We start from the raw sequence: 24,171 nt of genomic DNA, 5'->3' as shown, positions 1-24,171 counted from the left end.
ATTTCTTATTTAGTGGAACAACTGAAAAAACGAATAAATTACCTATTAGTTAATTGTATGTAAATATAATCATGGAGGGAGAAACATTGAAAAAATTTATTATTAGTTTATTGGTAATAATTTCAATGTTCTCTTTTTTTATATTATATAATGAGCAGAAGCAGATACAAACTTATAATATGAAAAATGCAGAACATCATCTGAAAAACAGTTACGAGGTAACAATACCATCCAAGATAAATTTACTTCCCAAAGGACAGCAGTATAAGGAAATATTGAATAGTTCAAATAATGATGATGCAAGTATATATTTTAGTCGTGTGGATGAGGTAAATGGAAGAGAGAAAATAATAAAGTATATATATGCAAATGACAATGAATATATGAATAAATTTCATCTTCTATGGGGTAAAAAACTTGATAAAAGTCTAATGAATACAGATTACTTTTTATCTACTGAAGATACAGGAAACAAAAATCAAATAGGTAAAATTGCAAGCTTTAATGGAATTCCTATGGAGATACACACGCTTCAGGGTATGATTGATGATGGACTTTTACTGGACGGGCCTTGTACTGTAACAGTTCCAGATAATAAAAGCATTTACAGCTTTAAAGACATGCTTGGAGATGGAATAGGTGTTAAAGATATGGACATTTCCAAATCACAGGATATAGGGGATGTTTCTAAAAATAGTTATATTGAGATATCATCACTTTTCTTTATAATCATGATTCTTATTTTATATGATATATTAAAATCTTATAAAAAGATTGCTGTAAAAAAGTTACTTGGATTTTCAACAATTGACATTTGGAAATTTAGAATTCTGAGAATAATTTTTACACAATTTATAACAATGATCCTTTCCACTATTATAATGAGCCTAATATTGTTTAAAGATCTTAACATATACTATATCTATTTCTTAAAAAATCTTTTAGGTATGTACTTTGTTTTAATGCTTATCACATTTTTAGTAGCTTCCATACCATATATATATGTGAATAATATAAATATATCCGCAGCTATAAAAAATAAATATCCATCAAAAGAGATAATGGTTTTTAACACAATAGTAAAGATTATATTATGTCTTGGATTTATATTTTTAATAAATAAACAGGCTGTAAATTATAACAATATAAAAATGGCATTTAATAGCTCTTATAAAATATGGGAAAATGTTTCAAACTATAGAGTTTTAAGTCTTGAAAAACTTGGAACTGAAACAAAATATTCCAATAAAAATATAGATATATACAAATATTTTAATAGTAGAGGGGCGCTATTTGCTGGGTTTGGAATGTATGAAAAACAGAGTGTTGAGGCTAACACCAAACTTCCTAGTACAGAGTATTTTGCCATGGTAAATCCAAATTATCTAAAAGAAAATTCTGTTTATGATATTAATGGTAAAAAAATAATGCTTTCAGAGAAAAATAGTAATTGGATATTACTTGTTCCGTATAAATATAAAAATAAACAAGCTGAAATCGAGAGATTTCATCAAAACTGGATTGATTCCTTTGGTGTTAAACGTAAAATCCAAATAATATGGATGAAGTCAAATCAAAAATTATTTTCCTATGATTTCATGGTAAACCCTGAAAGTGGATATTGCGTAAAGAATCCAATTTTATTTGTTGGTACTGAAGAAGGTGCCTATCCTGGATGGAACGCACAATTATTTAATATTCAAGGGAACCCATTTAAGATAAAAGTTGATAAAGGTGTGTCAGACAAAGATTTTATACAATCTGAATTAAAACAATATGGATATTTATCTTATGGACTCCATATTAACTATGCAGATGAGGAATTAAGTGCAAATATTAAAGAATACAAAACAATGCTTATATGGAGTTCAATTGGCATAGTATTAATATTATTTGTTCTTGTATTAATATTTGTCCAAAACATCTACAGCTTTTTCGAAGAATTTAAAGTTAAAATAGCTATAAAGAAACTTAATGGATATGGAAAGGCAGATAAATATAAGGAATATTTCATATTTATATTATTACAGTGGGCATTTATAGCGGAAGTTTCATATGCAGCTTCAATTGCCTATTTCAAGGTTATTCTTCTTGTAGTGTCTATAGGGTATATATTGGAGTTTTTATTTTCTTTTATAATGCTCAGCTATGTGGAGAATAAAAAAGTACTTGATTTTATAAAAGGAGGGGCTTAACTTTGGCAATCATAGAATTAAAAAATGTAGTAAAAACTTATGGAGATAAAAAAGTACTTGATAATTTTTCGCTTAAAGTAGAGGAAGGAGAGATGCTTGCCATAATGGGTTCAAGCGGAAAAGGAAAAACTACTATATTAAATATAATAGGATTACTTGAAACTTTTGATAAAGGTGAGCTTATTATTGATGGAGAAAACAATATTAAAGTTAATTCATCTAAAGTTGTAAAAATGTTAAGAAGTAAGATAAGTTATTTATTTCAAAATTTTGCATTGGTTGATGAAGAAAGTGTTTTGTATAATTTAAATCTAGCTTTAAAATATGTTAAAGAACCAAGAAAAATAAAAAAGAAGCTTATAAAAGATGCACTAACTGAAGTTAGACTTCCTGGAATTGAAAATAAAAAAGTATTTTCTCTAAGCGGTGGAGAGCAGCAAAGGGTTGCTGTGGCAAGAATAATATTGAAGCCATCTAAAATTATTCTTGCCGATGAGCCCACAGGTTCATTAGATGAAAAAAATATGCAGAGAATATTGAATCTTTTAAAATCATTGAATAAAAAAGGAAAGACTGTTATCATAGTAACTCATGATAAAAAAGTATCTGAACAATGCAGTAGAGTTATATGTATATAATTAAATCTAGCAAAAGAAAAATTAAAAAGGAGTAAAAAATGAAACTTCTGATACATGATCTGTCAATTAAAGATTTCAAACGAAATTTTAAAAATTTGCCTAAAGATATAAAAGTTATTTCGGACAACGGAACAATACATAATTGTATGGGATGTTTTGGATGTTGGATTAAAACTCCTGGAATTTGTATAGTACAGGATGAGTATAAAAACATGGGAAAAATTTTATCAAAATCCAGCGAGGTAACAATTATAAGTAAATGCTGCTACGGAGGATTCAGCCCCTTTGTAAAAAATGTATTGGATAGAAGTATTTCATATATACATCCGTATTTTACAATCAGAAACAAAGAGATGCACCACAGGGCACGATATAAAAATGTCATAAACCTGAAAGTATGTTTTTATGGTGAAAATATAACGGACCGGGAGAAGAAAATTGCCAGAGAACTTGTAGATGCCAATTCTGTTAATTTAAATTGCAATGTTAACAAGGTTACATTTACAAATAACATTTTGGAAATGGAGAGACATATATTATGAACATAGCTTTTATAAATGGCAGTCCAAAGCTTAAAAATAGTGTATCATATTATATACTGCAGGAATTAAATAGTCTTTTAAAAAATCATAATAATATGATTTGTGAATGTTGTTCTGGAGGTTGTAAACTAACAGAAACGGATATACAGAAGATAACTCAATGCAATATTCTTATTTTTGCATTTCCACTATATGTAGACAGTATACCATCTCATTTATTGAGTTATCTTGTAGAGATGGAAAGTGCATTTTTGTCCATAAATAAAAAGGATATAGGTGTATATGCCATATCAAATTGTGGATTCTATGAAGGTCATCAAAACAGAATAGCACTTGATATAATGGAAAACTGGTGTATAAAAACAGGACTTAATTGGAAGCAGGGCCTTGGAATTGGAGGAGGGGCAATGCTTACGGGAATAAAAAATGTGCCAATTGGCCATGGACCTAAGAAAAACCTTGGTAAGGCACTAAAGAAATTGTCAGAGAATATACTAGAAAATGCTTCAGATGAAAATATATTTATTACACCAAATTTTCCACGATTTTTATACAAATTTGCGGCTGAGGCGGGCTGGAGAAAATCAATTAGAAAAAATGGACTTAGTGTAAAAGATTTATCACGCTAAGAAAATATAGGGGCATGTGCAGAACATACCCCCTAACTGTGTCTTTAAGGAATAAAATATTTATTTAAAATTATATTCAGTGACTATGGAGTCTCTATCCATGGTTTTATCGTTGAAATATTCATAGAAGGATAGTCCTAGGAAGCCTCCGGTTATATTCCAAACATTATTAAAACCTAAATTTTGAAGTGCCAGTACAGCGTTATAACTTCTTTGTCCTGTTCTGCAGTGTACATATACTGGCTCGTCTTTTGGTATTTCATTTGTCCTTTTTCTAAGTTCACTTAATGGAATATTTACTGCATTTTTAATATGTCCATTGGAATATTCATCTTTTTCTCTCACGTCTATTATAACGGCCTTGTTTTTAACAAGTTTTCTAACTAAATCGATATTAATTTGTTTAAAGTCTCCATTTAGGAGATTGGAACCAACATATCCTGCATAATTGGAAACGTCTTTTGCCGTAGAAAAAGGTGGCGCATAGCATAATTCCAGATCCTTTAAATCATCAACTGTACCTCCAAATTTTATGGCTGTGGCAATTACATCGATTCTTTTAGTGACATCACCTTTGCCTATAGCCTGAGCACCAAGGATTTTTCCTGTTGGAATTTCATATAATAGTTTTAAATGTATTGGCGACGAATTAGGCATGATTCCAACCTTATCCGTTAGAATTACCTTTACGATGCCATATTGCACCTTCAGATTTAAAGCATTTATAAGTGATTCATTTAAACCGGTTGCTGCTCCGTTATAGTCGAAAACTTTTATGGCAGATGATCCTATATAGCCTTTATTTAAAACTTTTCTCCCGTTTATGTGATCTGCAACGGATCTTGCCTGCTTTTGAGCCGGACCTGCAAGGGATAACTTTGTTGAGGAATGTGTGAGAGAATTGTAGACTCCTATTGCATCACCGACTGCGTAAATATTTTCGTCGCTAGTCATATAATTTTGGTCAACCCTTATAGAACCTGTTTCGTCAATATCCAAAGCTGCTTCTTTAGCAAGGGTAATTTCAGGCGTGATGCCTATTGCCATAACTACAACTTTTGCTGCAATCTTTTTACCTGAAGTTAATACAATTTTATCTTTTTCGAAATTTTCAACTTTATCTTTTACAATCAAATTTATACCATTATCGTAGATTTCTTTGTGAAATATTTGAACCATATCATAATCAAATGGTTTTAATATCTGTGAGGTTCCTTCTATAAGAGATACATTGTAACCGGCATCCCTTAAATTTTCTGCCGCTTCAACACCTATGAATCCACCACCTATAACGGCTATGTCTTCTGCATTTATTGATTTTATATATTTATTGAGTTTGTCTATATCTACAACATTTCTTATGGTAAAAATATTAACATCCTGAATACCGGGAATATTAGGCACAATTGGCTTAGCTCCAGGAGACAACACCAGCTTATCATAGCTTTCTTTATATGTTTTGCCATTTTCCAAATTTTTAACTGTTACATATTTATCTATTTTATTTATTGATAAAACTTCATTATTCACTCTTGCCTGAATATTGTACTGAGCAAGAAATTTCTTAGGACTCATGAGGACCAATCTGTTTGCCTCATTTATTATTCCACTCAAATGATATGGAAGTGCACAATTTGAGAAAGATACGTGAGGTCCTTTTTCAAACATAATTATTTCATCTTCCTCGCTGAGTCTTCTGAGTCTTGCGGCAGTGGATGCTCCACCTGCAACACCACCAACTATTAATATCTTCCTTTTCATAATTATTTTCCTCCTTCCTAAAGCTGGACTGTTATTTTCTTTTAGTTCCTGCGTATGATCCCATTCCGCCTGAAACATTGATTACATTGAAACCTTTTGTCATAAGGGTACTGCAGGTTCTTGCACTCCTGCTTCCAGACTGACACATTATGTAGTATTCTTTGTCTTTGTTTAAATATTTTTCTGGAGAACTTAAAAGTTCACCCATTGGAATATTTTTTGCACTCTGTATACTTCCGCCTGCATATTCATATGTTTCTCTTATATCGATTAATTCAACCTTCCCGATTAAGCTGTCAATATCATTTATGTTGATTGCCTTCTGATTGCTTTTTTTAAATAATCCAAACATTTTGTTTCCTCCTTAGGTTTATATTAATAGTTCATTTAAATCCTTGAGTATTATTATTTTTCCTCTTTCCAATTTTATATATCCTTTTTTTTCGATACGTTTTAAACTTCTGCTGATAACTTCTCTTGCAGAATCAATTTCAAAAGCCAGTTCATTGTGAGTTGTATAGATTATTCTGTTATTTTTACCTATAAGTAGTTTTATGAGTCTTGTTTCTATTGACTCATGCATCATTTTTTCCTTGTTTTCTATAACAGTGCTGAACTTTTTGTGAAGGTCCTGATAAATATATAATAGAAATTCTTCATCCTTCATAATGTACTGCTTCACAATGTCCATTGGTATAATACATATTTTTGAATATTGAAGTGCTTTTCCAGTTATATTCAATGGTTCAAAGTTTGATACACAACTTAAAGCTTCGTGACAGAATTCTCCTTGTTTTATGTTATATAAATTAGTCTGTTCTCCGTCTGAATTTATCTTTTGTATATTGATTACTCCGTCCAGTACAAATAAAATTCCATTGCAGGTTCCCTCTGCCGCCTCTATATATTCATCAGCATATAAATTTTTGAAGTACGCCTGCTGACTTATTATTCCACTGTTTTTTTTATCAACTTTCTCTAATACGGGATATTCTTTATATAAAAATTCAATATCATGATTAGCGTTGGACATAATTTATTTCCCTCCATGGGTTTATTATATACGAATTATCAGTAAACTTATGTGACTATATCACACAATAATAATATACCTCAAAAGAGGGAGAATAAACTATTTTATATTTGCTTTTTCATAGCCAATTGCTGTTTTAGGACAGGCAACTGCGCATTTTCCACATTGTATACAATCAGGGTGACTTAGTAAATTACCTTTATAACTATAAGGAACTATTCCCAGGGGACATTTTTTTTCACATATTTTGCAGGAAACACAGCTGTTTGATACTTGAAGCACATTTTTATTCCTTTTAAACTTTGATACAATAGATGCCAAAGTTCCCATGGGGCAGAAATTACACCAGGTTCTATGATTATATACAAGGGACAGGACCACACCTATTACAGTTGTTACAACAATTAATCTGTAAAATACCATTCCTATACCATAGAGGTCGCCCCAATTTTTATATATACCGGATATGAAAACTGTCATCATAATTGTCAGGATTACAGCTCTGAAGTAGTAAGATTTAAAAAATTTAGGGGGCTTTTTCTTCCCACTAAATTTTGAAACTACGGAATCGTAAAAACTTCCTCTTGGACATAAATTGCCGCACCAAAACCTTCCTTTGAAAATAGAAACAAACACTGGTGCAAGCATGCAGATTATTGCAATTATTGCAAATCGCAAATCAAGTAGTCCAAGTAGTATAAAAGCTATTAATATAGCAAAGGAATATTTTTTCCATAATTTTAAGCCTTTTTTCATTTAAATACCTCCATTTTAATAAGTTTCTCTATCATTTTATTAAATATCAATAGTTCTATCTGTGACTTTATCACCTACATGTTATGGAGTATTCCATGGAATTTAATATTTATTAGTGGGTTGACTGCTGACGCTTTTTTGTACAGCAAAGTGAAAAGTATTGTGGAAAACAGCCCTTGACATTGAATTCAGCATATGATATAAATTAAGCGACAATTATTTAAAAAAATGTCGCTTAAAAGGAGGATATTTTATGCCTATATTATTTTCAGAAGAAGAAAAAAAGAAGCTCAAGGAACAAATGCTTGAAGTTGGATTTGATTTGATTCGAGATTATGGTGTTACACATGCTTCTGTAGACAAGGTTACAGGGTCAGTTGGGATTGGAAGAACAACTTTCTATAATTTTTTTCCGACAAAGGAGCATTTTCTCATTGAAATAATCCGCCATCAGCGAGAAAAAGGAAAAAGATATTTACTTGAGCTTTTAAATGGCAGAGAAAAAATGACAGTACCAGAGGCAAAGGATTATTTGAAATTTCTAATGACAGGGAAAGAAACCATTTATCAATATTTAACTATAGAGGAAAGCGGCAATGTATCAAAAACCATTCCTGAGGCATTTTTGCCAGACATTGAGAAGGAAATAAAAACAATAGATTATATTACATCCCATATGGAAGGGGTTAAAGAAAATTTAGAATATGGAATTATAGCAAATTTAATGAAGATGCTTGCAATAACGCAGACAGAAAAGAAATCATTTCATGAGAAAGATTTAAAAAAAACACTGGATGCAGTACTTGGGCTCCTGTTTTCCTATATTTTTAAAGAGGATGTGATTGAAAAGTGAAACAGGAAAAGAAAAATCCACTTTCCGATATATTTGTTTTTGCAGGTCAGGAAAAGAAGAAAATGATTGTTAGTACCATACTTTCAGGTTTTGCAGCTGTGTGTGGAATTATACCATATATAGTCATTGGAAAAATATTGATATTTTTATTGCCCGGTAATGTGTCGTCCCGGCAAATTATAATAAGCAGCTCGGTGGTGGCTGCAGCACTTGTACTTGAAAAAGTGTTTTCGGCATTATCGACAAAGTTGTCCCATAAAGCGGCTTTTGGCATACTTTCAAATATTCGATGCACTCTTGCAGAGAAGATAAAAAATACTTCCATGGGATATATAGAAAGTAGTACATCTGGAGCATTTAAAGAAACTATTATGGATCAGGTAGATCACATTGAGGATGCTCTGGCACATATGATTCCGGAATTAATACCAAATATTATTTTACCGTTTGCGGTAATTGCTTTTCTTTTCGTACTTGATTTTAGAATAGCTTTAGTTTCTTTAATATCAATTTTTATAGGCATTATGACATGGAAGCTTATGCTTGGGAAAAATGCAATGAAGATTTTCAAGTTAACCCAGGATGGAAACAGGAAAATGAATGAGAGAATTGTAGAATATATAAATGGAATGGAAGTAATTAAAGCATATCAGCAAACTGCCTCATCTCTTAAAAATTATAATGGAGCAGTTACAAATTATAGGGATGTTTTAGTTGACTGGTACCGTCACTGCCATCCTTATTTAAGTGTATACAGTGTAATTGCACCTGCAACTATTTGTTTTGAACTGCCCATTAGTGGAATTTTACTGCTTCATGGCTCTATAACAGTTGAAACATTTTTGATGTGTATGGTTCTTTCTCTTGGAATTGTAGGTCCTCTTATGAAAGTGGTCTCATTTACCGACCATATTACTGAGATATATGCGGCGAATACCAGAATACAACATATAATGGACGCTCCTGAAACCTTTAAAGTTAAAAATAAGGTTCAAATTTCAGACAGCGGCATTTCTTTTAAAAATGTATCTTTTTCATATGATGACACGGAGGTTTTACATAAATTATCTTTTGATGTGAAACAGGGAAGCACTACTGCAATTGTAGGGGCTTCCGGAAGTGGAAAATCCACAATTGCAAAACTTATGGTGCGTTTCTGGGATGCCAGTTATGGAAAAATTGAAATTGGAGGGATTGACATAAAGAAAATTCCGTTTGAACAGTTAATGAATCAGATTAGTTTTGTCTCTCAGGATAATTTTCTGGCAAATATGTCGATTGAATCGAATATAAAGATGGGTAAACCAGATGCTACTCACGAAGAGGTAGTGTTTGCGGCAAAACAGGCATGCTGTGATGAATTTATAGAGAGGCTTCCAAAAGGATATGATACAAATGTGGGCGATGCAGGAAGTTTACTGTCTGGAGGGGAAAAACAGCGAATTGCAGTTGCAAGGGCTATTATAAAAGATTCACCAATTGTAGTATTGGACGAGGCAACTGCTTCTATAGATTCTGAAAATGAAAAGAAAATAGGAATTGCCCTTGGTGAACTGACAAAGGGAAAAACACTGGTTACAATAGCACACAGGCTTTCAACAATTATAGCTTCAGATAAGATTATAGTGATGCAAAAAGGAAATAAAATAGCGGAAGGAACGCATGGAGAGTTACTTGAAAACTGCAGGGAATATAAAGTTATGTGGAACAATCACGTTGGAGCAGAAGGATGGAGTATTAAAGAGGAGGGAGTTACATGCTGAAAATTATTAAAAAGATTATGAAATTATCAGGAAAAAATAAAAATAGCATAAAATACAGTGTAATTACGGCATTCTTGTATTCCATTTTTATTTCATTTCCATATATGGCAATATATCTATTCTTTAAGGATTTTTCGCATAAAGAGTTGAGCATTAATACTATATTTTCGTGTACAGGAATATTTGCAGCTGGACTTTTGGGAGGAGTTGTTACAAAAACAATTACAATGCATTTGCAGGAATGTGCGGGAAATAATGTGGCAGCGGAAAAGAGAATTTATCTTGGAAATCACTTGAAAAGTGTGCCAATGGGTTTTTTTAAGAAAAAGAATTTAGGAGAAATAACAACTGTTTTAACAAATGATATATCAAGTTATGAGCATATAGCGAATGCATTTTTGGAATGGACTATTAACGGAGTTATCTCTGTTATTGTTTCATCCATTGTAATTTCTATATTTGATTGGCATATAGGTATTGTATTTTTATTGACTGCATTGGCCGCTCTTTTCATCATGAATGTAATACAAAACAGGGGAATGCATGTAATTACATTACACAAAAAGGCTCAGGCATCTGCAGTCTCTGCAACATTGGAGTTTATACGGGGCATTACTGTTTTCAAGCTATTTTCAATGGGATGGGAAAATGTAGAAAGAACCAAGGATTCTTATAGGAAATATTGTGATGCGGCTTATAGCTTGGAAATGGAAGTATTTCCTTGGAATGTGCTTTTGGATTTGATTTTACGTATTGGCATGGCATCCGTTATTTTACTGGCACCAATACTTACAGTAAAGGGGATTATTCCTGTAGAGAATGGGGTTTTAATGATTTTGGCAGGATTTCAGATTTTCAAGCCAATTGAAGAACTGGCAGGCGCTTCAAATACAATTCGAAGCATAGAAAATACTATAAACAGGATGGAGGAGATAGGAGATTTCCCAAGTATTGATGAAAATAGCAAGAATTTAAAACTTTCAAAGCATGATATTGTATTTGATAAAGTTGAATTTTCTTATGAAAAGGGAAAGAAGACCATTGAGGATGTATCGTTTAAAATACCTGAGAGTACAATAACAGCTATTGTAGGAGCTTCCGGTTCTGGAAAGAGTACAGTCGCAAGCCTTATAGCACGTTTCTTTGATGTACAGGCTGGAAGTATAGAAATAGGCGGAGTAAATATAAAGGATATAACTTGTGATTCACTATTAAAAGATATTGCAATTGTTTTTCAAAATGTGTATCTTTTTAACGATACAATAGAGGCAAACATCAGGTATGGAAAGCCGGATGCCACGAGAGAAGAAATTGAATCTGCGGCTAAAAAAGCTCGTTGCCATGATTTTATTCAGGAACTTCCAGATGGTTATAACACAATTGTAGGAGAAAGCGGATCACATTTGTCAGGTGGTGAAAAGCAGCGAATATCTATAGCCAGGGCAATTTTAAAAGATGCACCAATTGTTTTATTGGATGAAGCCACTTCCGCAATTGACCCGGATAATGAAGTGTACATACAACATGCGATTAATGAATTGGTGAAGGATAAAACGCTTATAGTAATTGCACACAGGCTGAAAACAATACAGGATGCCAATCAGATTTTGGTTATGAAAAATGGGAAACTTGTTGAATCGGGAACGCATAAACAGCTTATGAAAAGTCGGGGTGAGTATGAAAAGTTTTGGAGAATTGCAACTCAGTAGTGATAGCATGTATTTGTAGAGATTATATGGTTTTCCTGCTACTTTTCTTTTGAATGAACAAGGTTAAAGAGCTGAATTTTACTGGTAATTTCAAGCTTTTTATATATGTTTTGTACGTGATTGTCAACGGTTTTGTTTGAAATATATAGCTTTTTCGCAATTTGTTTATACGTGAGTCCATTAAGTAATAACTCAGTCACATTAGTTTCCTGTTTTGTGATTGAGTATTTTTTAATAAAAAAATCCGTTAGTTTATTATTTTCTATAAAATTTGGCGAGTTAAAGTATTTACTTGCAAATATAAGTGAAAATATATTGATTAGTAAAAAGTACAAGGGCATAGAAAAAATTTTAAGTATGACTATATTATTTAGCATAGGAATATATGCACGAATGGATTCGAAGATAAATAGTGGAAAAAATATGAGCGAGATAAAAGCAAATAGAGTAATTGCTTTTTTTAAAGATTTATTTCCTATTTTTTTATAATTCACTATTGTAATAAATATCTCATAGAAAATTACGAGTAAGATAGATATTTTAACGATATAATTGAGATACGGTATAGTGTATAAGCCACAAATTAGAATAGAAACTAATTGAAATCCAGAAATGATGGCAATAAGTCGTTTTTTATTTTTGGATATTTTTTTCAATAAAATACAGCTGACGAAAAGCACTCCACAAAAACTACTAAAGGATGTTCCTACTGCATCAAATATTTTAGATAGAGTATAAATAAATTCTGAGGATTTTTGTATACGCGTCTCATAAAGAGTAAAAAGTATTGAATTTTGGATTAGAAAAAATGATAGATTCAAACCAATAAATAAGTCTAAAGCCTTTTTTGTGTATTTCCGATTAATGAATATTGAAATTGATATAGCTGCCACGCCTGTAAAAATGGAAATCAAAGTAAATAAAATTGCTATGTCACTCATAGAATGCTCCTGTTCTTTAAGTCTGTTTTTATAATTATAGCATATTTATCAAAATTTATGACTAAAAGGATATAGGGGTTTTCCCCTAAAGTAATATTTTATTGAAAATAGGTAATCTTGCTCATTTTATTACGAAGAGTTTTATGCTTTACTTCAATCAATACTTAATAGTTTGAAGGGAGTATACAGATATGAAGTTAAGAAAAATTACTGGATTTGCCGCCTTTTTCTTTTTACCTGTGACACTAAATTATTTTTCGCCGGTTCTGCTTGTTCAATCTGGATTTGAAAATACTTTTTCTGTTATGCACATTGTTTTTGGAGCTATGATTATTCAGGCTATTTTCTTTGGTGCAGCATGGTGCGGGTACATATGTCCATTTGGTGCATTGCAAGATCAATTGCCAAGCAAAGGTAAAAAACCAAAGCTTATGCACAAAAAAAGGATTAATTTTAAATTTATTACAGGAGTGATATTTTTACTTTTAGTTCTGGGGCCAATAGTCAAGCATGGATTTAACAAGGTAGTAATATTTTATCATATGGAGGATACTAAAGTAACATTAGATGGTATCCATGGATTGATCTTGTATTATATAGTAACATTTTCCATAATTTTAATATGTATGATATTTGGAAAGCGTGTATGGTGCAGGTATTTTTGTCCAATGTATATTCTAAATTACATTGGTATTAAAATATCAAATTTATTAAGGCTTCCTCACCTTAAAATTTCATCAGATCAAAATAAATGCGTTGGTTGCCATAAATGTAATAACTCATGTATTATGGGTCTTGACGTAACTAACATGGTTAAAAATGAAAAGTGGAACTACAATGAATGCATACAATGCGGAGAATGTATCAACATATGCAAAAAGCATGTACTAAGGCGAGAATTTAAAAGGTGAAATGTGGCAGTTTTTTAATTTATACGATTAATTGAAGAAAAAGTTTTTTATGGTTTCCCCGGTATTTTTTAATAATGTTTTATTAGTGAAGAACTTGAGAAAGATGCCTGTTTTAGGGCAGGTATGATTACATATAATTCCGAGATAAATGGGACAAAATAAGTATTATGTTTAATTTGTTCATCCATAATATTGATTATAATATAATTTATGTAAAAATAACTACATAAAAATACTATATATACTTATATTCGTCAACTTTTTATGAAGTTTAATACATATTTACAAATTAATTTTATACTATTATGTACAAAAACTAGACAAAATATTTATTTTGTCTAGTTTTTGTATGTATTAAATTTAAAGATTTATATATTAATTATAATGGGGAGTGATTCTAATGAACTTTTTGAGAAATGTACAAGTAAGAGTAAAGTTGCTTGTTTCTTATTTAATTATTGCAATGTTAATTTTAATTGTGGGTATAATTGGAATGATATCTTTAAAAAACATTTCAAATAATTCTACTAGTATGTATAGTAAAAATATGCAAAGTATATATAAGTTGTCGGATATGAATAAAAATTTATCTGATATAAGGGCGGATACTTTAAAAATAGTTTATCAGAAAGATGACATAAAAAAACAGAAAGCTGAAAAAGATATAAAAGCCAAAGAAGTTAAAAATGATACATATATTAAAATACTAGATAGTACTGAGATGGATGAATCAGAAAAGAATATGTGGAGAACATTTAAAGGTCAGCTTGAAGATTATAAAAACATAATAGGAATTGTAGATGGGTTTATCGAAAAAAAGGATTATAAATCTGCAGAAGAAAAACTTCTCAATGAAGCAACGACTGAAAGAGAAAAGATGTCTGAAAGTCTTAATACTATAATAAACTTGAATCTTAATTATGCTAAAGATAGCAATAAAGATGGTTCTAATTTATATAAGATGTCCAGGACAATTATGATTATATTAATAATTTTAGGCTTTATATTTGTAATATTAATTGGGTTCTTTATGTCAAATGATATAAATGGAATACTTAAAAAGATGCTTGATTTTGCATCTAAACTTGAAAATTATGATTTATCGTATAATTATGAAGTAAAAAGAAAAGATGAATTTGGGAAAACGATGGCTGCACTTATGAATGCCAAGCAGAATATAAAAAATCTTGTTAAAAATATAATTGAAGATTCACAGGATATGAGTGCTGCCAGTGAAGAATTATCAGCTACAGTAGAGGAACTTTCTTCTGAAACGGAAGGTATACAAAATGCAGTAAACAACATGACATCTGTTATACAGGAAACGGGTGCATCCACTCAGGAAATCAATGCATCCATTGAAGAGGTTAACTCGAGTATAGGTGAGCTTTCACAAAAGTCACTGGATGGAAGTAATAGTGCGAGTCAGTCTAAAGAACATGCTTTAACTGTACAGCAAGATGGAGAAAGAGCAATTAAAGGAACTAGAGAAGTATATAATGAAAAAAAGGAAAAGATGTTGAAAGCAATTGAAGAAGGAAAAGTAGTGGAAAATATAAAGATTATGGCAGATACTATATCTGGTATATCAGAACAGACAAATTTGCTTGCGTTAAATGCAGCAATAGAGGCTGCAAGAGCTGGTGAAAATGGAAAAGGTTTTGCCGTGGTTGCTGATGAAGTAAGAAAACTTGCAGAACAGTCTTCGGAGGCGGTGGCTGGAATTCAAGATACTATTTCAAAGGTTCAAGATGCTTTTAAGAATATGTCTTCTAATGGATCTGACATACTTGATTTTATTTATAATGATGTTGGAAGAGAATTCAGATCTTTTGAAAGTATGGGCGATCAATACTATAGCGAGGCTGAATTTGTAAGCAAGATGTCTGAAGAAATTGCAGCCATGTCTGAGGAGTTGACTGCAACTATGAATCAGGTCAGTGAGGCTACGCAGGGCATGGCAGAGGCAACACAAAAATCTTCAGAAGATATAAACATAATAAAAGAGAGTATGAATGAATCAACACAGGGAATTGGGCAGGCGGCGAAAACTGCACAGGTTCAGGCGGAAACTGCACAAAAACTCAATGACATAATTCAAAAATTTAAATTGTAAGTAATATAGAGCTGCTTAATTAAAAGTAGCTCTATATTTATATTATAAGTAAGTATACATTGACAGGCGAAGTATATTTACTTATAATATAAATAAAAAAGGGTAATTTGATATTCAAGGAGTGAGCAGATGTCTATAACTTCAGATGTTATAAGGGGACACACTGAAACTATAATTTTAGCACATTTAGCTAATAAGGATAGTTATGGATATGAGATAAACAAGCGTATAAAACAAAAGACGGACAATAAATATGAGCTGAAAGAAGCAACACTTTATTCTGCATTTAGAAGACTTGAAAAGGCGGAGCTTATTGCATCATATTGGGGAAATCAGAAAACTGGTGCAAGGAGAAGATATTATTCAATAACAGAATTGGGAATGGAAGTATTGAAACAAAACAGGCTTGAGTGGAACGAATCAAAAGAAATAATAGACAAATTGATTAACGTGAACAGATGAAGAGCATGTATTTAGAGTGGCCATTTCAAATATTGGGAATTCTGAGTTTCTATTTGAGTTGAAATTAAAGTTGAATCCAACTAATTAATAGATAAAAGAGCGGTTTGATTGTTGCCGCTCTTTTTAGTTGTTTCAATTCCAAAAAGTAAAAAGCATGGTTGAAAATTTTAACTAAGTATTTTTAAAGTCCTTGATTTGCTTTTTTAAATCTTTGATCTGATCCTGTTTTTCCATTAAGGATTCAAGGGTTTCTTGTTGACCGGCAATTAAAAGTATGTTGGAGGCGATAGCAGTTAAAAAATTACCTAATGTATTATTATAGTCTGATGAATTGCCTTCTGTAACTTGAATTGCAATAAGACTTGCCAGCAGACATAATTCTCCAGGTGTTATTGAGTCAAAGGATGACATTATAGATCACCTCAGAATTAATATATTAAAAAGTTGTATAATTGTTACTGTGATTTAAATATGAAACAAGTGAGAAATTGAATTTATGATGAGTACTACACCTATAAATCTAATTGGAGCCCTTGAGGATGTACCGTCTTTTTTAAAGATTAATACAGCAAGCTTTCCTATAAATATATTTAATAAAATTCCTGCAATCAGTGCAATTGACCATAAAATATTTGTCATGTCCATTTTTAAAGCCTCCTTTATAATTTTTCAGTTTTTATATTAACATTTAACAGAATGCAGGATATTAAAAGGGCTACAATGCCCATAGCAGCTAGAATAATCATTGGAGTTAGCTCGGAGATTAGGTTTGCATTGTTAAATGTGATATCTGAGATTGAGTTTATAGCATAGGACTCTGGAGTAAATTTTGAAAGTGTCAAAATAGCTTTTGAGGAAACCTCATCAAGAGGAAAGAAGGAGCCTCCTAAAAGTCCTGTTAAAGCCATCAGTACTGACCCAAGTATTGTTAAGGTTTGCTGTCTTTTTATAAAGGGAACAAATATCATTACAATTCCGGTTATGGCAAATAGATAGACTGCAAATACAAAGGCTTCTGCACCTAGATTTTGAGCAAAGGTTATGTTAAAAGCATATTTCCCTATTATAAGGGTTACTATAAGCAAAATGACACTGAATATATAAGTTGAGGCTACTTTAGATATAAGGTATTTGGAGTAATTAATAGGTGAACTCAGTATTCTCTTAAAGATATCATTTTCTCTCTCTTCAATTAAAGTTCTAAAACCTTGAAGTATAACAAACCAAAGGAACATTAAGAGAAAACCTATCAAGCTTTTAGTTGTTTTGTTTTGAGAAATTGAGTCGTCTTTATCGTATATATGGATATTTGATGTATTTAAAGCTTTGGAAATACTTTTTGAATCTATGGCTGTTTTTCTAAGAGTGTTTGCTGCTCCAAGTGTAGCTTCTTTAACTATGACACTTTCTGAGCTTGGATAATTTTGAACCAGCTTTATATCTAGCTTTTTATTGTTAAAAAGATCATGCTCAAAATTTTCATCTATTATTAAAGCTTCGGGAACATCATTTGTATCAACTTTTTTTAGTATATCAGCTTTCGATACTGATATTAAATTTATATCTTTATTGTTTTTAATTATGCCTGCAAGCTCACTTGAATAGCGAGTTTTATCTAAATCAGCATAATATAAATTTATTTTATTATTAGAAGCCACACTTGAAAAAACATAAGTTAATGCAATAGGCAGTAAAATAACAAAGAACATAGCTAATCTATTATTAAATAGCAGCTTTAATTGGTTTCTTATCATTCTTAACATTTTTCCTATCTCCTTTGCGAGTAGATTTTGAAGAGGCTTTTGAATTATAAAAATGTATTCCAATTATAAGAAATACTAAGCCCAAAGCTAAAAGCTCTAAAAGATCTGTGCAGGCAGTCATAAGGCTATTGCCCTCGGATATCTTTAAATAGCAATTCAATGCTTTACCGTTGGGGACTAGCTGCTGAATTTTTTGCATAGCGCCTGGAAGTGAAGTTTTATTAAGTATACTTCCGCCTAAAATGCTCAGTCCCCAGAGGATGGCAGAAGAATAACTTGATATGGAGCTTTGATCCTTAGCCAAAGTACCGGCACAAAACACAATGGAACCTACAGCAAAACCGTAACAAATGGTTATTATAAGAAGATACAGAGGATTTCCCAAATATGCTCCAAATATAAAATGACATGAAGTGAATATTATAAACATTTGTACAGCAATTGCTAAAACCATTCCGAATATTTTACCAAGGGCGTATTGAAGATTGAAAGTGGGAGTTGTTTTTATTCTAAATTGTGTGTTGTTTAGCTTATCTTCAACTATGCTGTGAGAAAGTTCGAGTGCGGTTAATATTGAAAACATTATGCATATGCCAAGTGTAAGGTAGGTCATTACGCTAATGGGTCTAGTATTTTTATTAGTCGATACAGTAGAAATTTCAGAGAAATAATCTGGATTTTGAATTTTACTGGCAGTAGATTCAAATCTTATGGTATTTATATTTTGTTTGAATCTATTTAAGATATTTGTGATAATCATTTTATCAACTGGGCTGCTGCTGTCGGCAATCAGTGAAATACCTGTTTTGGTATTATCTAAGCAGGATTTTGTAAAATTTTGTGGTACATATATAAAAACGGATATTTTTTTAGCTTTAACCATGTTTTGACCTTCACTTAAGCTGCTTATTTTTGTTGTGGAAAAATATGATTTTGCATTCGCAGATCCTAAAACATCATTTTCAAGAGTATCTCCAAGAGAAAATGTTTTTCCGTATTTTGTAACAGAAGAATCTTTATTTAAGAGGCCAACTTCAAATTTTGAGACAGGCTTACTGGAATCGGAATTTCCAAGGGCAGTTCCTAAAATAAGGACTATAGCAATTGGAAATAGTATTAACTTTAAATAAAATACTTTGGTTTTTGAAAGTAATTTTAAATCTAGTAAAATAATTTTTAACAATCTAATCACGATAAATTCTCCTCTCTATTCTCTTAAAGACTTGCCGGTTACTTGAAGGAATATGCTTTCCAAGTTTACTTCCTCATATTTAAAACTTCTTAAGTTTATCCCAAGGGATCTAACTTTATCAATGACATCCATGGCATTTGTTTTACTTGGTGATACAAGCATGTATATTTCATTTTTGTTAATAGTCACTTTTTCTATACCACTTATATTTTTTATAGTTTCAAGTGCTTTTTTGTCTGCTGTACTGTAATTTAAAGTTAAAGTATCACAAGCATTCAATTTTTCTTTGAGTTCATCTTTTGTTCCGGTGATTATTAATTTTCCATGGTCAATTATAGCGACCCTTTTGCAGAGAAATTCTACCTCTTCCATATAGTGACTTGTGTAGATTACTGTCATACCTCTTTCTTTGTTAAGCCTTTTTACAGTTTCAAGAATGTGATTTCTTGATTGGGGGTCTATGCCGACAGTTGGTTCATCGAGTATCAATAATTTAGGATTGTTCATAAGAGCAACCCCTATGTTAACTCTTCTTTTCATACCACCTGAAAATTCACCAACAGCTTGATTTCTTTTATCTTTCAACTCAATTATTTCAAGAACCTCATTACATCTTTTTCTTATTTCACTGTTTGAAAGTCCGTAAAGACTACCGAAGAATTCCAGGTTATCTTTTGCACTTAAGGATTGATATAAGGCTATATCCTGTGGAACTATTCCCATTATTTTTTTAGATTCGATTGGATTTTCACTTAATAGTTTCCCATTTATTTTTATTTTACCGCTGGTAGGTAATTTGACTGTACTTATCATGGATACAGTTGTGGATTTTCCTGCACCATTTGGACCAAGAAGTCCAAAAATTTCACCATCTTGAACTTTTAAACTTATGTTATCAACTGCAGTGTAATCTCCGTATTTTTTTGTTAGATTTATTAATTCAAGCATTTTAGTTCCTCCTCTTGTTTTTTTATGCTCTAATTGTAGTCTTTATATAGAGAAATTCATATTTACAAAAGTAATTGGTTTGTATATTACTTTGGATAGAAATTCATGTGTTACTTTAGTCATATAGAGAAGGCGTATATATGATGGTATAATTTAATAGGTAGAATGGAGGAAGGTATTCATGATAGAGTATTTATCAACTAGAATCAGGCTGTTAATAAAAGAAAGTATGCGATTTGGGGCATTATTTTTGATATTTCATGATGCTTTTAATCGATTTCATAAGGAAACTCCATTATTTGTAATTATGCTTGTTTTAATTGTAGTAACGTTGATTAATGATTTTGTACGAGAAAGATTTTTAAAGAAGTATAGATCGATTTTATATGGTATGTCATTTATTTTAAGCGGCTTTATAAATACGTATTTTAGCTATAAACTTGCAGGAGATGGAACGTCAATATACAGTATTGTTTTAATAACTGACATTATGTTTAATAAAAAAATCGATAAATTCCTTTTGACTATGAATTTTATAAGTTACAGCATTCCATATAAAATTAGCTCCAGTTCACAAAGTAACCTTAGTATAGAACAGATATTTTTAAAATATTGTGGGATATTTATAATTATTTTCATAATGAGAAGTTTATTTGTTGAAAAAACGAAGGTGATTAAGTTAAATGAGGAACTCACTGAGGCAAATTCAAAGCTTAAGGAGTACTCCTGTAAAATAGAAGAACTCACAGTTTCAAGAGAGAGGACGAGAATAGCACAGGAATTGCATGATTCAATAGGACATTCTCTTGTAGCCTTAAGTATGAATTTGGAGTACGCTCAAAATGTAGCAGATATAGATTCTGGCAGAGCAAAAACTGTTATAAATAAAGCACATGGCATGACAAAAGACTGTATTCAAAAACTTAGAGATGTAGTAAGCGTGATGAAAGAGGATTCTTCCGTAAGCAATTTGCATGAGGCAATCAATAGCTTGTTTTTAAATTTTAAAAACAATGAAAAATATGAGTTTGATTTGAAAATGTATGATGGTATTGAGGAGGAATCGGGCAATATAAAAAGCTGCATATATAAGACGGTTATGGAAGGAATAACAAACGGCATCAAGCATGGAAAGGCAAAGAATTTTTGCATTGAAGTGGACTGCAAAAATGATAATATTTTATTTCAGGTGAGAAATGATGGATATATGGTTAAAGAAATTAAAAAATCTAACGGAATTCTTGGTATAGAAAAAAGAATACATGAACTCAATGGTACAGTAAAATTTTCTTCAAAAGAAGAAATGGGATTTATAATTGATGCAATTATACCTGCAGGGAGGGAAAAGCTGTGATAAAAGTTTTGATAGTTGATGATCAGGAAATAGTAAGAGAAGGACTTAAGATGATATTAAGCCTTCATGAAGAAATTGAAATTATAGGTGAAGCCTCAAATGGCGAGGAACTTCTGAAGCTTATGGAAATTAAGACACCGGAGGTTATATTGATGGATATAAGAATGCCTGTAATAGATGGAATTCACGCCACAAAAATTATGAAAGAAAGATATCCATATGTAAAGATAATAATTTTAACTACCTTTAATGAGGATGAGTATATTTTTGAAGGCTTGAAAAATGGTGCTGACAGCTATATATTAAAGGACTCGGGATCAAGTGAAATATTGACAGCGATTAAAAGTGTCATTCAAGGTGAGATGCTTTTAAATTCAAAGGTTACAGCTAAAGTTGTAGAGGCACTTAAAGGAATTAATAGCAGTGAAAAACAAGATAAAATTAGTGATAATAAAGTAAAGCTCTTAAAAATGCTTACACCGAGGGAAATTGAAGTTACAAATGGAGTTTTAGATGGAAAAAACAATAAAGATATTGCAAAAAGCTTATTTGTAACAGAAGGAACTGTAAAAAATTATGTGTCTAGGATACTGGAAAAGCTTGAAGTAAGAAGCAGAGCGGAATTGATATCTGAATTTAATTCCCATTATTATTTGAATATGATAAAATAAAGACAGCAAAATTTCTGGGAGGTAAATATGAAAAAAATATTATTGTGCCTGTTTGTACTCATCGCCGCAATTTCATTTCATACAACTACAGCTCTAGCTTCAGGTTCAGTTGATTTGTCCAGGTTTAACATATACAGTACAATAAACGAAGACGGCTCGGTTTACATGAAAGAATTTATAACTTTTGATTTTGACGGGGACTATAACGGAGCTTACAGGGATATATCCACAAGAAATACAGGTGGTGTATATAACGTTAAAGTGTCATTGGTATCTCAAAATGGCACAGAGGTGCCATTTAAAAATGTTCAAAGTGCTAAAAAAGGGGATAATGGTGTATTTGAGCTTATAAAACAAGATGATGACTTGTATAGAATAAAAATATACGTTCCTTCACGGGATCAAAAAAGGAATTTCAAGATAACATACACAATGAAAAATGTTGCTACACGGTACAAGGATACAGGAGAGTTTTTTTATGATTACTGGTCCTCTGGAAATAAAACAAAAATAGATAACTTGAAAATACATATTGCAATTCCAAAGATCACAAACTCAGAGAATATTAAAGCGTATTTTCATGGTATGTCGGGTGGAAAAACATCTGTGAAAAAAGGAGAAGTTGAGTACTCTATTCCCCATGTTGATTCAGATGAGCTTGTTGAAACAAGAGTGGTTTTTCCAAAAAACGCAATATTAAAATCCGTCAAAAGCAAAGATCAGTATAAATTAAAGGATATCTTGAATGAAGAACTGAATTACAAAAAGAAAATTGAAAAAAAAGCTGAAAGACGGGTCAACATCACAAAACTATTCAATGTAGGGGGTATAGTACTGGGTCTCATTTTTTCAATGATTACAGTTGTTACAAGAAAAAAGTTCAAAAAAAGGCCTAATTACAAATATAGTACTTATGTTCCTCTGGATGTGCCGGAAGAATGTACTCCTGCAGTAGCAGCATACCTTGTAAATGGATCTGTAAACGGAAGAACTCTATATGCTTCTATACTGGATCTTTGGAGAAGAGGATATTTAAATGTACAAAAAACAGAATATGAGGATGATTTTGTAATAGTTAGAGGTAACAAAAATTATGAAGGTCTGCTTAACCATGAAGTATATATTATGAACTGGTTTTTCAATACTGTAGGCAATGGCAAGTTTGTCAATTTGAAAACTATAACAAAAAGCAGTAAGAATGGAAATTTCAGCGAAAAATTTTACAAGTGGGTTCGAAAAGTAACAGATGAAGCAAGGAAGAGAAATTATTATGATAGAAAGGCAAGCAGCTTGTGTATAAAAATAAGTATTGCTTCTTTAATAGTTGTGGTTCTTTCTATAATAGCTATTGTATTAGGAGCTAAGTTTGGTATATTTTCCATGGCTGCGTCAATTGTTTCTCTTATATATGGTTTGAGTTATTGTTCAAGAAAGACTGAGCATGGGCAGATCCAGTATGAAAAGTGGATTAAATTCAAGGATTATATTAGAAACAAGCATTTCGATTACAATTGTGATACAGAATATATGGAAAAGTACATTCCATATGCGGAAGCTTTAAACATGGAAAGCACCAGCATGGAAAAACTTAAATCTGCATTTCAGGATACTTCCAGTGACATAGGATGGATATACTATTATGTTATGTTTGACAGTATGAGTTTGGGGGGACACCATAGGTTCAGCTATTACATGTACAACGCTTTTGACTCGGGAACATCGGGATCGGGAAATCCGGGTTCTGGAAGTTACAGCGGCGGTTCAAGCGGAAGTTCAGGCGGCGGAGGTGCCGGTGGATTTTAAAAATTCAAAAAAGCTCACTGCAGTATTAAAAAAATCTGCGGTGAGCTTTTAATTATAAAAAATTTCTACGACTTGATAGATTATTTGAATTTCCTGCGAAATATAAAGTGTATATACAAATTTACAAGGGA

Annotated in this window: 23 protein-coding genes; 13 read left to right on the top strand and 10 right to left on the bottom strand. The window is 31.5% G+C overall.

The annotated features are described in order from the left end of the window. The first annotated feature begins 86 nt into the window (after nt 1-86). From AC4CVH_RS15350 to AC4CVH_RS15335, 4 genes are read left to right on the top strand one after another with little or no spacing between them, the layout of a single operon-like run. The gene (locus tag AC4CVH_RS15350) at nt 87-2,195 is read left to right on the top strand and encodes a bacteriocin-associated integral membrane family protein (protein ID WP_490788609.1); all 2,109 of its coding nucleotides are present in this window, start codon (nt 87-89) and stop codon (nt 2,193-2,195) included. 2 nt (nt 2,196-2,197) lie between these two features. After that, the gene (locus AC4CVH_RS15345) at nt 2,198-2,833 is read left to right on the top strand and encodes an ABC transporter ATP-binding protein (protein ID WP_490788608.1); all 636 of its coding nucleotides are present in this window, start codon (nt 2,198-2,200) and stop codon (nt 2,831-2,833) included. Nucleotides 2,834-2,871: 38 nt separating this feature from the next. Continuing rightward, nucleotides 2,872-3,375 (top strand): flavodoxin family protein, encoded by a 504-nt coding sequence (locus tag AC4CVH_RS15340; protein WP_490788607.1) that lies wholly within the window; start codon nt 2,872-2,874, stop codon nt 3,373-3,375. After that, nucleotides 3,372-4,004: a flavodoxin family protein gene (locus AC4CVH_RS15335; protein ID WP_490788606.1), complete on the top strand. Its 633-nt coding sequence runs from the start codon at nt 3,372-3,374 to the stop codon at nt 4,002-4,004. The genes AC4CVH_RS15340 and AC4CVH_RS15335 overlap by 4 nt, the downstream gene beginning before the upstream one ends. A gap of 60 nt (nt 4,005-4,064) precedes the next feature. Here the strand turns inward: AC4CVH_RS15335 and AC4CVH_RS15330 are convergent, their stop codons facing one another. The 4 genes from AC4CVH_RS15330 to AC4CVH_RS15315 all read right to left on the bottom strand — a co-directional run bounded on the left by AC4CVH_RS15330 (nt 4,065) and on the right by AC4CVH_RS15315 (nt 7,554). Then, nucleotides 4,065-5,765 carry an FAD-dependent oxidoreductase gene (locus tag AC4CVH_RS15330; protein ID WP_490788605.1) on the bottom strand — a complete coding sequence of 567 codons (1,701 nt, stop codon included), beginning with the start codon at nt 5,763-5,765 and terminating at the stop codon, nt 4,065-4,067. 31 nt (nt 5,766-5,796) lie between these two features. Beyond that, a complete protein-coding gene (locus AC4CVH_RS15325; RefSeq protein ID WP_490788604.1) occupies nt 5,797-6,117 on the bottom strand; it encodes a rhodanese-like domain-containing protein in 321 nt (106 codons plus the stop codon). Nucleotides 6,118-6,135: 18 nt separating this feature from the next. After that, nucleotides 6,136-6,798 (bottom strand): Crp/Fnr family transcriptional regulator, encoded by a 663-nt coding sequence (locus AC4CVH_RS15320; protein ID WP_490788603.1) that lies wholly within the window; start codon nt 6,796-6,798, stop codon nt 6,136-6,138. Nucleotides 6,799-6,897: 99 nt separating this feature from the next. Beyond that, entirely contained in the window at nt 6,898-7,554 is a 657-nt protein-coding gene (locus AC4CVH_RS15315; protein WP_490788602.1) for a 4Fe-4S binding protein, read from the bottom strand. Between the two features lie 253 nt (nt 7,555-7,807). On the opposite strand from AC4CVH_RS15315, the gene AC4CVH_RS15310 reads away from it, so the two are divergent. The 3 genes from AC4CVH_RS15310 to AC4CVH_RS15300 are packed head-to-tail and all read left to right on the top strand — an operon-like array spanning nt 7,808 to nt 11,879. Then, nucleotides 7,808-8,407, top strand: coding sequence for a TetR/AcrR family transcriptional regulator (locus tag AC4CVH_RS15310; protein ID WP_490788601.1), 600 nt, complete (start codon nt 7,808-7,810; stop codon nt 8,405-8,407). Next, nucleotides 8,404-10,170, top strand: a complete 1,767-nt coding sequence (locus AC4CVH_RS15305; protein ID WP_490788600.1) for an ABC transporter ATP-binding protein — start codon at nt 8,404-8,406, stop codon at nt 10,168-10,170. The genes AC4CVH_RS15310 and AC4CVH_RS15305 overlap by 4 nt, the downstream gene beginning before the upstream one ends. Continuing rightward, complete coding sequence (locus tag AC4CVH_RS15300; protein ID WP_490788599.1) at nt 10,164-11,879, top strand: ABC transporter ATP-binding protein; 1,716 nt, start codon at nt 10,164-10,166, stop codon at nt 11,877-11,879. The genes AC4CVH_RS15305 and AC4CVH_RS15300 overlap by 7 nt, the downstream gene beginning before the upstream one ends. A 38-nt stretch (nt 11,880-11,917) precedes the next feature. Here AC4CVH_RS15300 and AC4CVH_RS15295 read toward each other — a convergent pair whose 3' ends face one another. Then, nucleotides 11,918-12,820 carry a helix-turn-helix domain-containing protein gene (locus AC4CVH_RS15295; RefSeq protein WP_490788598.1) on the bottom strand — a complete coding sequence of 301 codons (903 nt, stop codon included), beginning with the start codon at nt 12,818-12,820 and terminating at the stop codon, nt 11,918-11,920. Nucleotides 12,821-13,011: 191 nt separating this feature from the next. Between AC4CVH_RS15295 and AC4CVH_RS15290 the strand changes: the two genes are divergently transcribed. The 3 genes from AC4CVH_RS15290 to AC4CVH_RS15280 all read left to right on the top strand — a co-directional run bounded on the left by AC4CVH_RS15290 (nt 13,012) and on the right by AC4CVH_RS15280 (nt 16,309). Further along, a complete protein-coding gene (locus tag AC4CVH_RS15290) occupies nt 13,012-13,731 on the top strand; it encodes a 4Fe-4S binding protein (RefSeq protein ID WP_490788597.1) in 720 nt (239 codons plus the stop codon). A 400-nt stretch (nt 13,732-14,131) separates the two neighbouring features. Further along, the gene (locus AC4CVH_RS15285) at nt 14,132-15,847 is read left to right on the top strand and encodes a methyl-accepting chemotaxis protein (RefSeq protein WP_490788596.1); all 1,716 of its coding nucleotides are present in this window, start codon (nt 14,132-14,134) and stop codon (nt 15,845-15,847) included. A 129-nt stretch (nt 15,848-15,976) separates the two neighbouring features. Then, nucleotides 15,977-16,309, top strand: coding sequence for a PadR family transcriptional regulator (locus tag AC4CVH_RS15280; protein ID WP_490788595.1), 333 nt, complete (start codon nt 15,977-15,979; stop codon nt 16,307-16,309). A 171-nt stretch (nt 16,310-16,480) separates the two neighbouring features. Here the strand turns inward: AC4CVH_RS15280 and AC4CVH_RS15275 are convergent, their stop codons facing one another. Genes AC4CVH_RS15275 through AC4CVH_RS15255 form a run of 5 tightly spaced genes read right to left on the bottom strand, consistent with a single transcriptional unit; the run spans nt 16,481 to nt 20,212 of the window. Continuing rightward, nucleotides 16,481-16,720 (bottom strand): hypothetical protein, encoded by a 240-nt coding sequence (locus AC4CVH_RS15275; protein WP_490788594.1) that lies wholly within the window; start codon nt 16,718-16,720, stop codon nt 16,481-16,483. A 54-nt stretch (nt 16,721-16,774) separates the two neighbouring features. Then, complete coding sequence (locus AC4CVH_RS15270; protein ID WP_490788593.1) at nt 16,775-16,954, bottom strand: hypothetical protein; 180 nt, start codon at nt 16,952-16,954, stop codon at nt 16,775-16,777. A 14-nt stretch (nt 16,955-16,968) separates the two neighbouring features. Continuing rightward, nucleotides 16,969-18,072, bottom strand: a complete 1,104-nt coding sequence (locus AC4CVH_RS15265) for an ABC transporter permease (protein WP_490788592.1) — start codon at nt 18,070-18,072, stop codon at nt 16,969-16,971. Then, the gene (locus tag AC4CVH_RS15260) at nt 18,032-19,264 is read right to left on the bottom strand and encodes an ABC transporter permease (RefSeq protein WP_490788591.1); all 1,233 of its coding nucleotides are present in this window, start codon (nt 19,262-19,264) and stop codon (nt 18,032-18,034) included. Before AC4CVH_RS15260 ends, AC4CVH_RS15265 begins: the two co-directional genes overlap by 41 nt. A gap of 15 nt (nt 19,265-19,279) precedes the next feature. Next, on the bottom strand, nt 19,280-20,212 hold the full coding sequence (locus AC4CVH_RS15255; RefSeq protein ID WP_490788590.1) for an ABC transporter ATP-binding protein: 933 nt from the start codon (nt 20,210-20,212) through the stop codon (nt 19,280-19,282). A 181-nt stretch (nt 20,213-20,393) separates the two neighbouring features. Here AC4CVH_RS15255 and AC4CVH_RS15250 point away from each other — a divergent pair, with 181 nt between their 5' ends. From AC4CVH_RS15250 to AC4CVH_RS15240, 3 genes are read left to right on the top strand one after another with little or no spacing between them, the layout of a single operon-like run. Further along, on the top strand, nt 20,394-21,566 hold the full coding sequence (locus tag AC4CVH_RS15250; protein WP_490788589.1) for a sensor histidine kinase: 1,173 nt from the start codon (nt 20,394-20,396) through the stop codon (nt 21,564-21,566). Continuing rightward, complete coding sequence (locus AC4CVH_RS15245) at nt 21,563-22,237, top strand: response regulator transcription factor (protein WP_490788588.1); 675 nt, start codon at nt 21,563-21,565, stop codon at nt 22,235-22,237. The genes AC4CVH_RS15250 and AC4CVH_RS15245 overlap by 4 nt, the downstream gene beginning before the upstream one ends. A 27-nt stretch (nt 22,238-22,264) precedes the next feature. Then, on the top strand, nt 22,265-24,040 hold the full coding sequence (locus AC4CVH_RS15240) for a DUF2207 family protein (RefSeq protein WP_490788587.1): 1,776 nt from the start codon (nt 22,265-22,267) through the stop codon (nt 24,038-24,040). The last annotated feature ends 131 nt before the right edge of the window (nt 24,041-24,171 follow it).

Source organism: Clostridium pabulibutyricum (assembly GCF_058242705.1).
The sequence above is the reverse complement of the archived record's forward strand: the minus strand, read 5'-3'. Positions and strand labels throughout refer to the sequence as shown.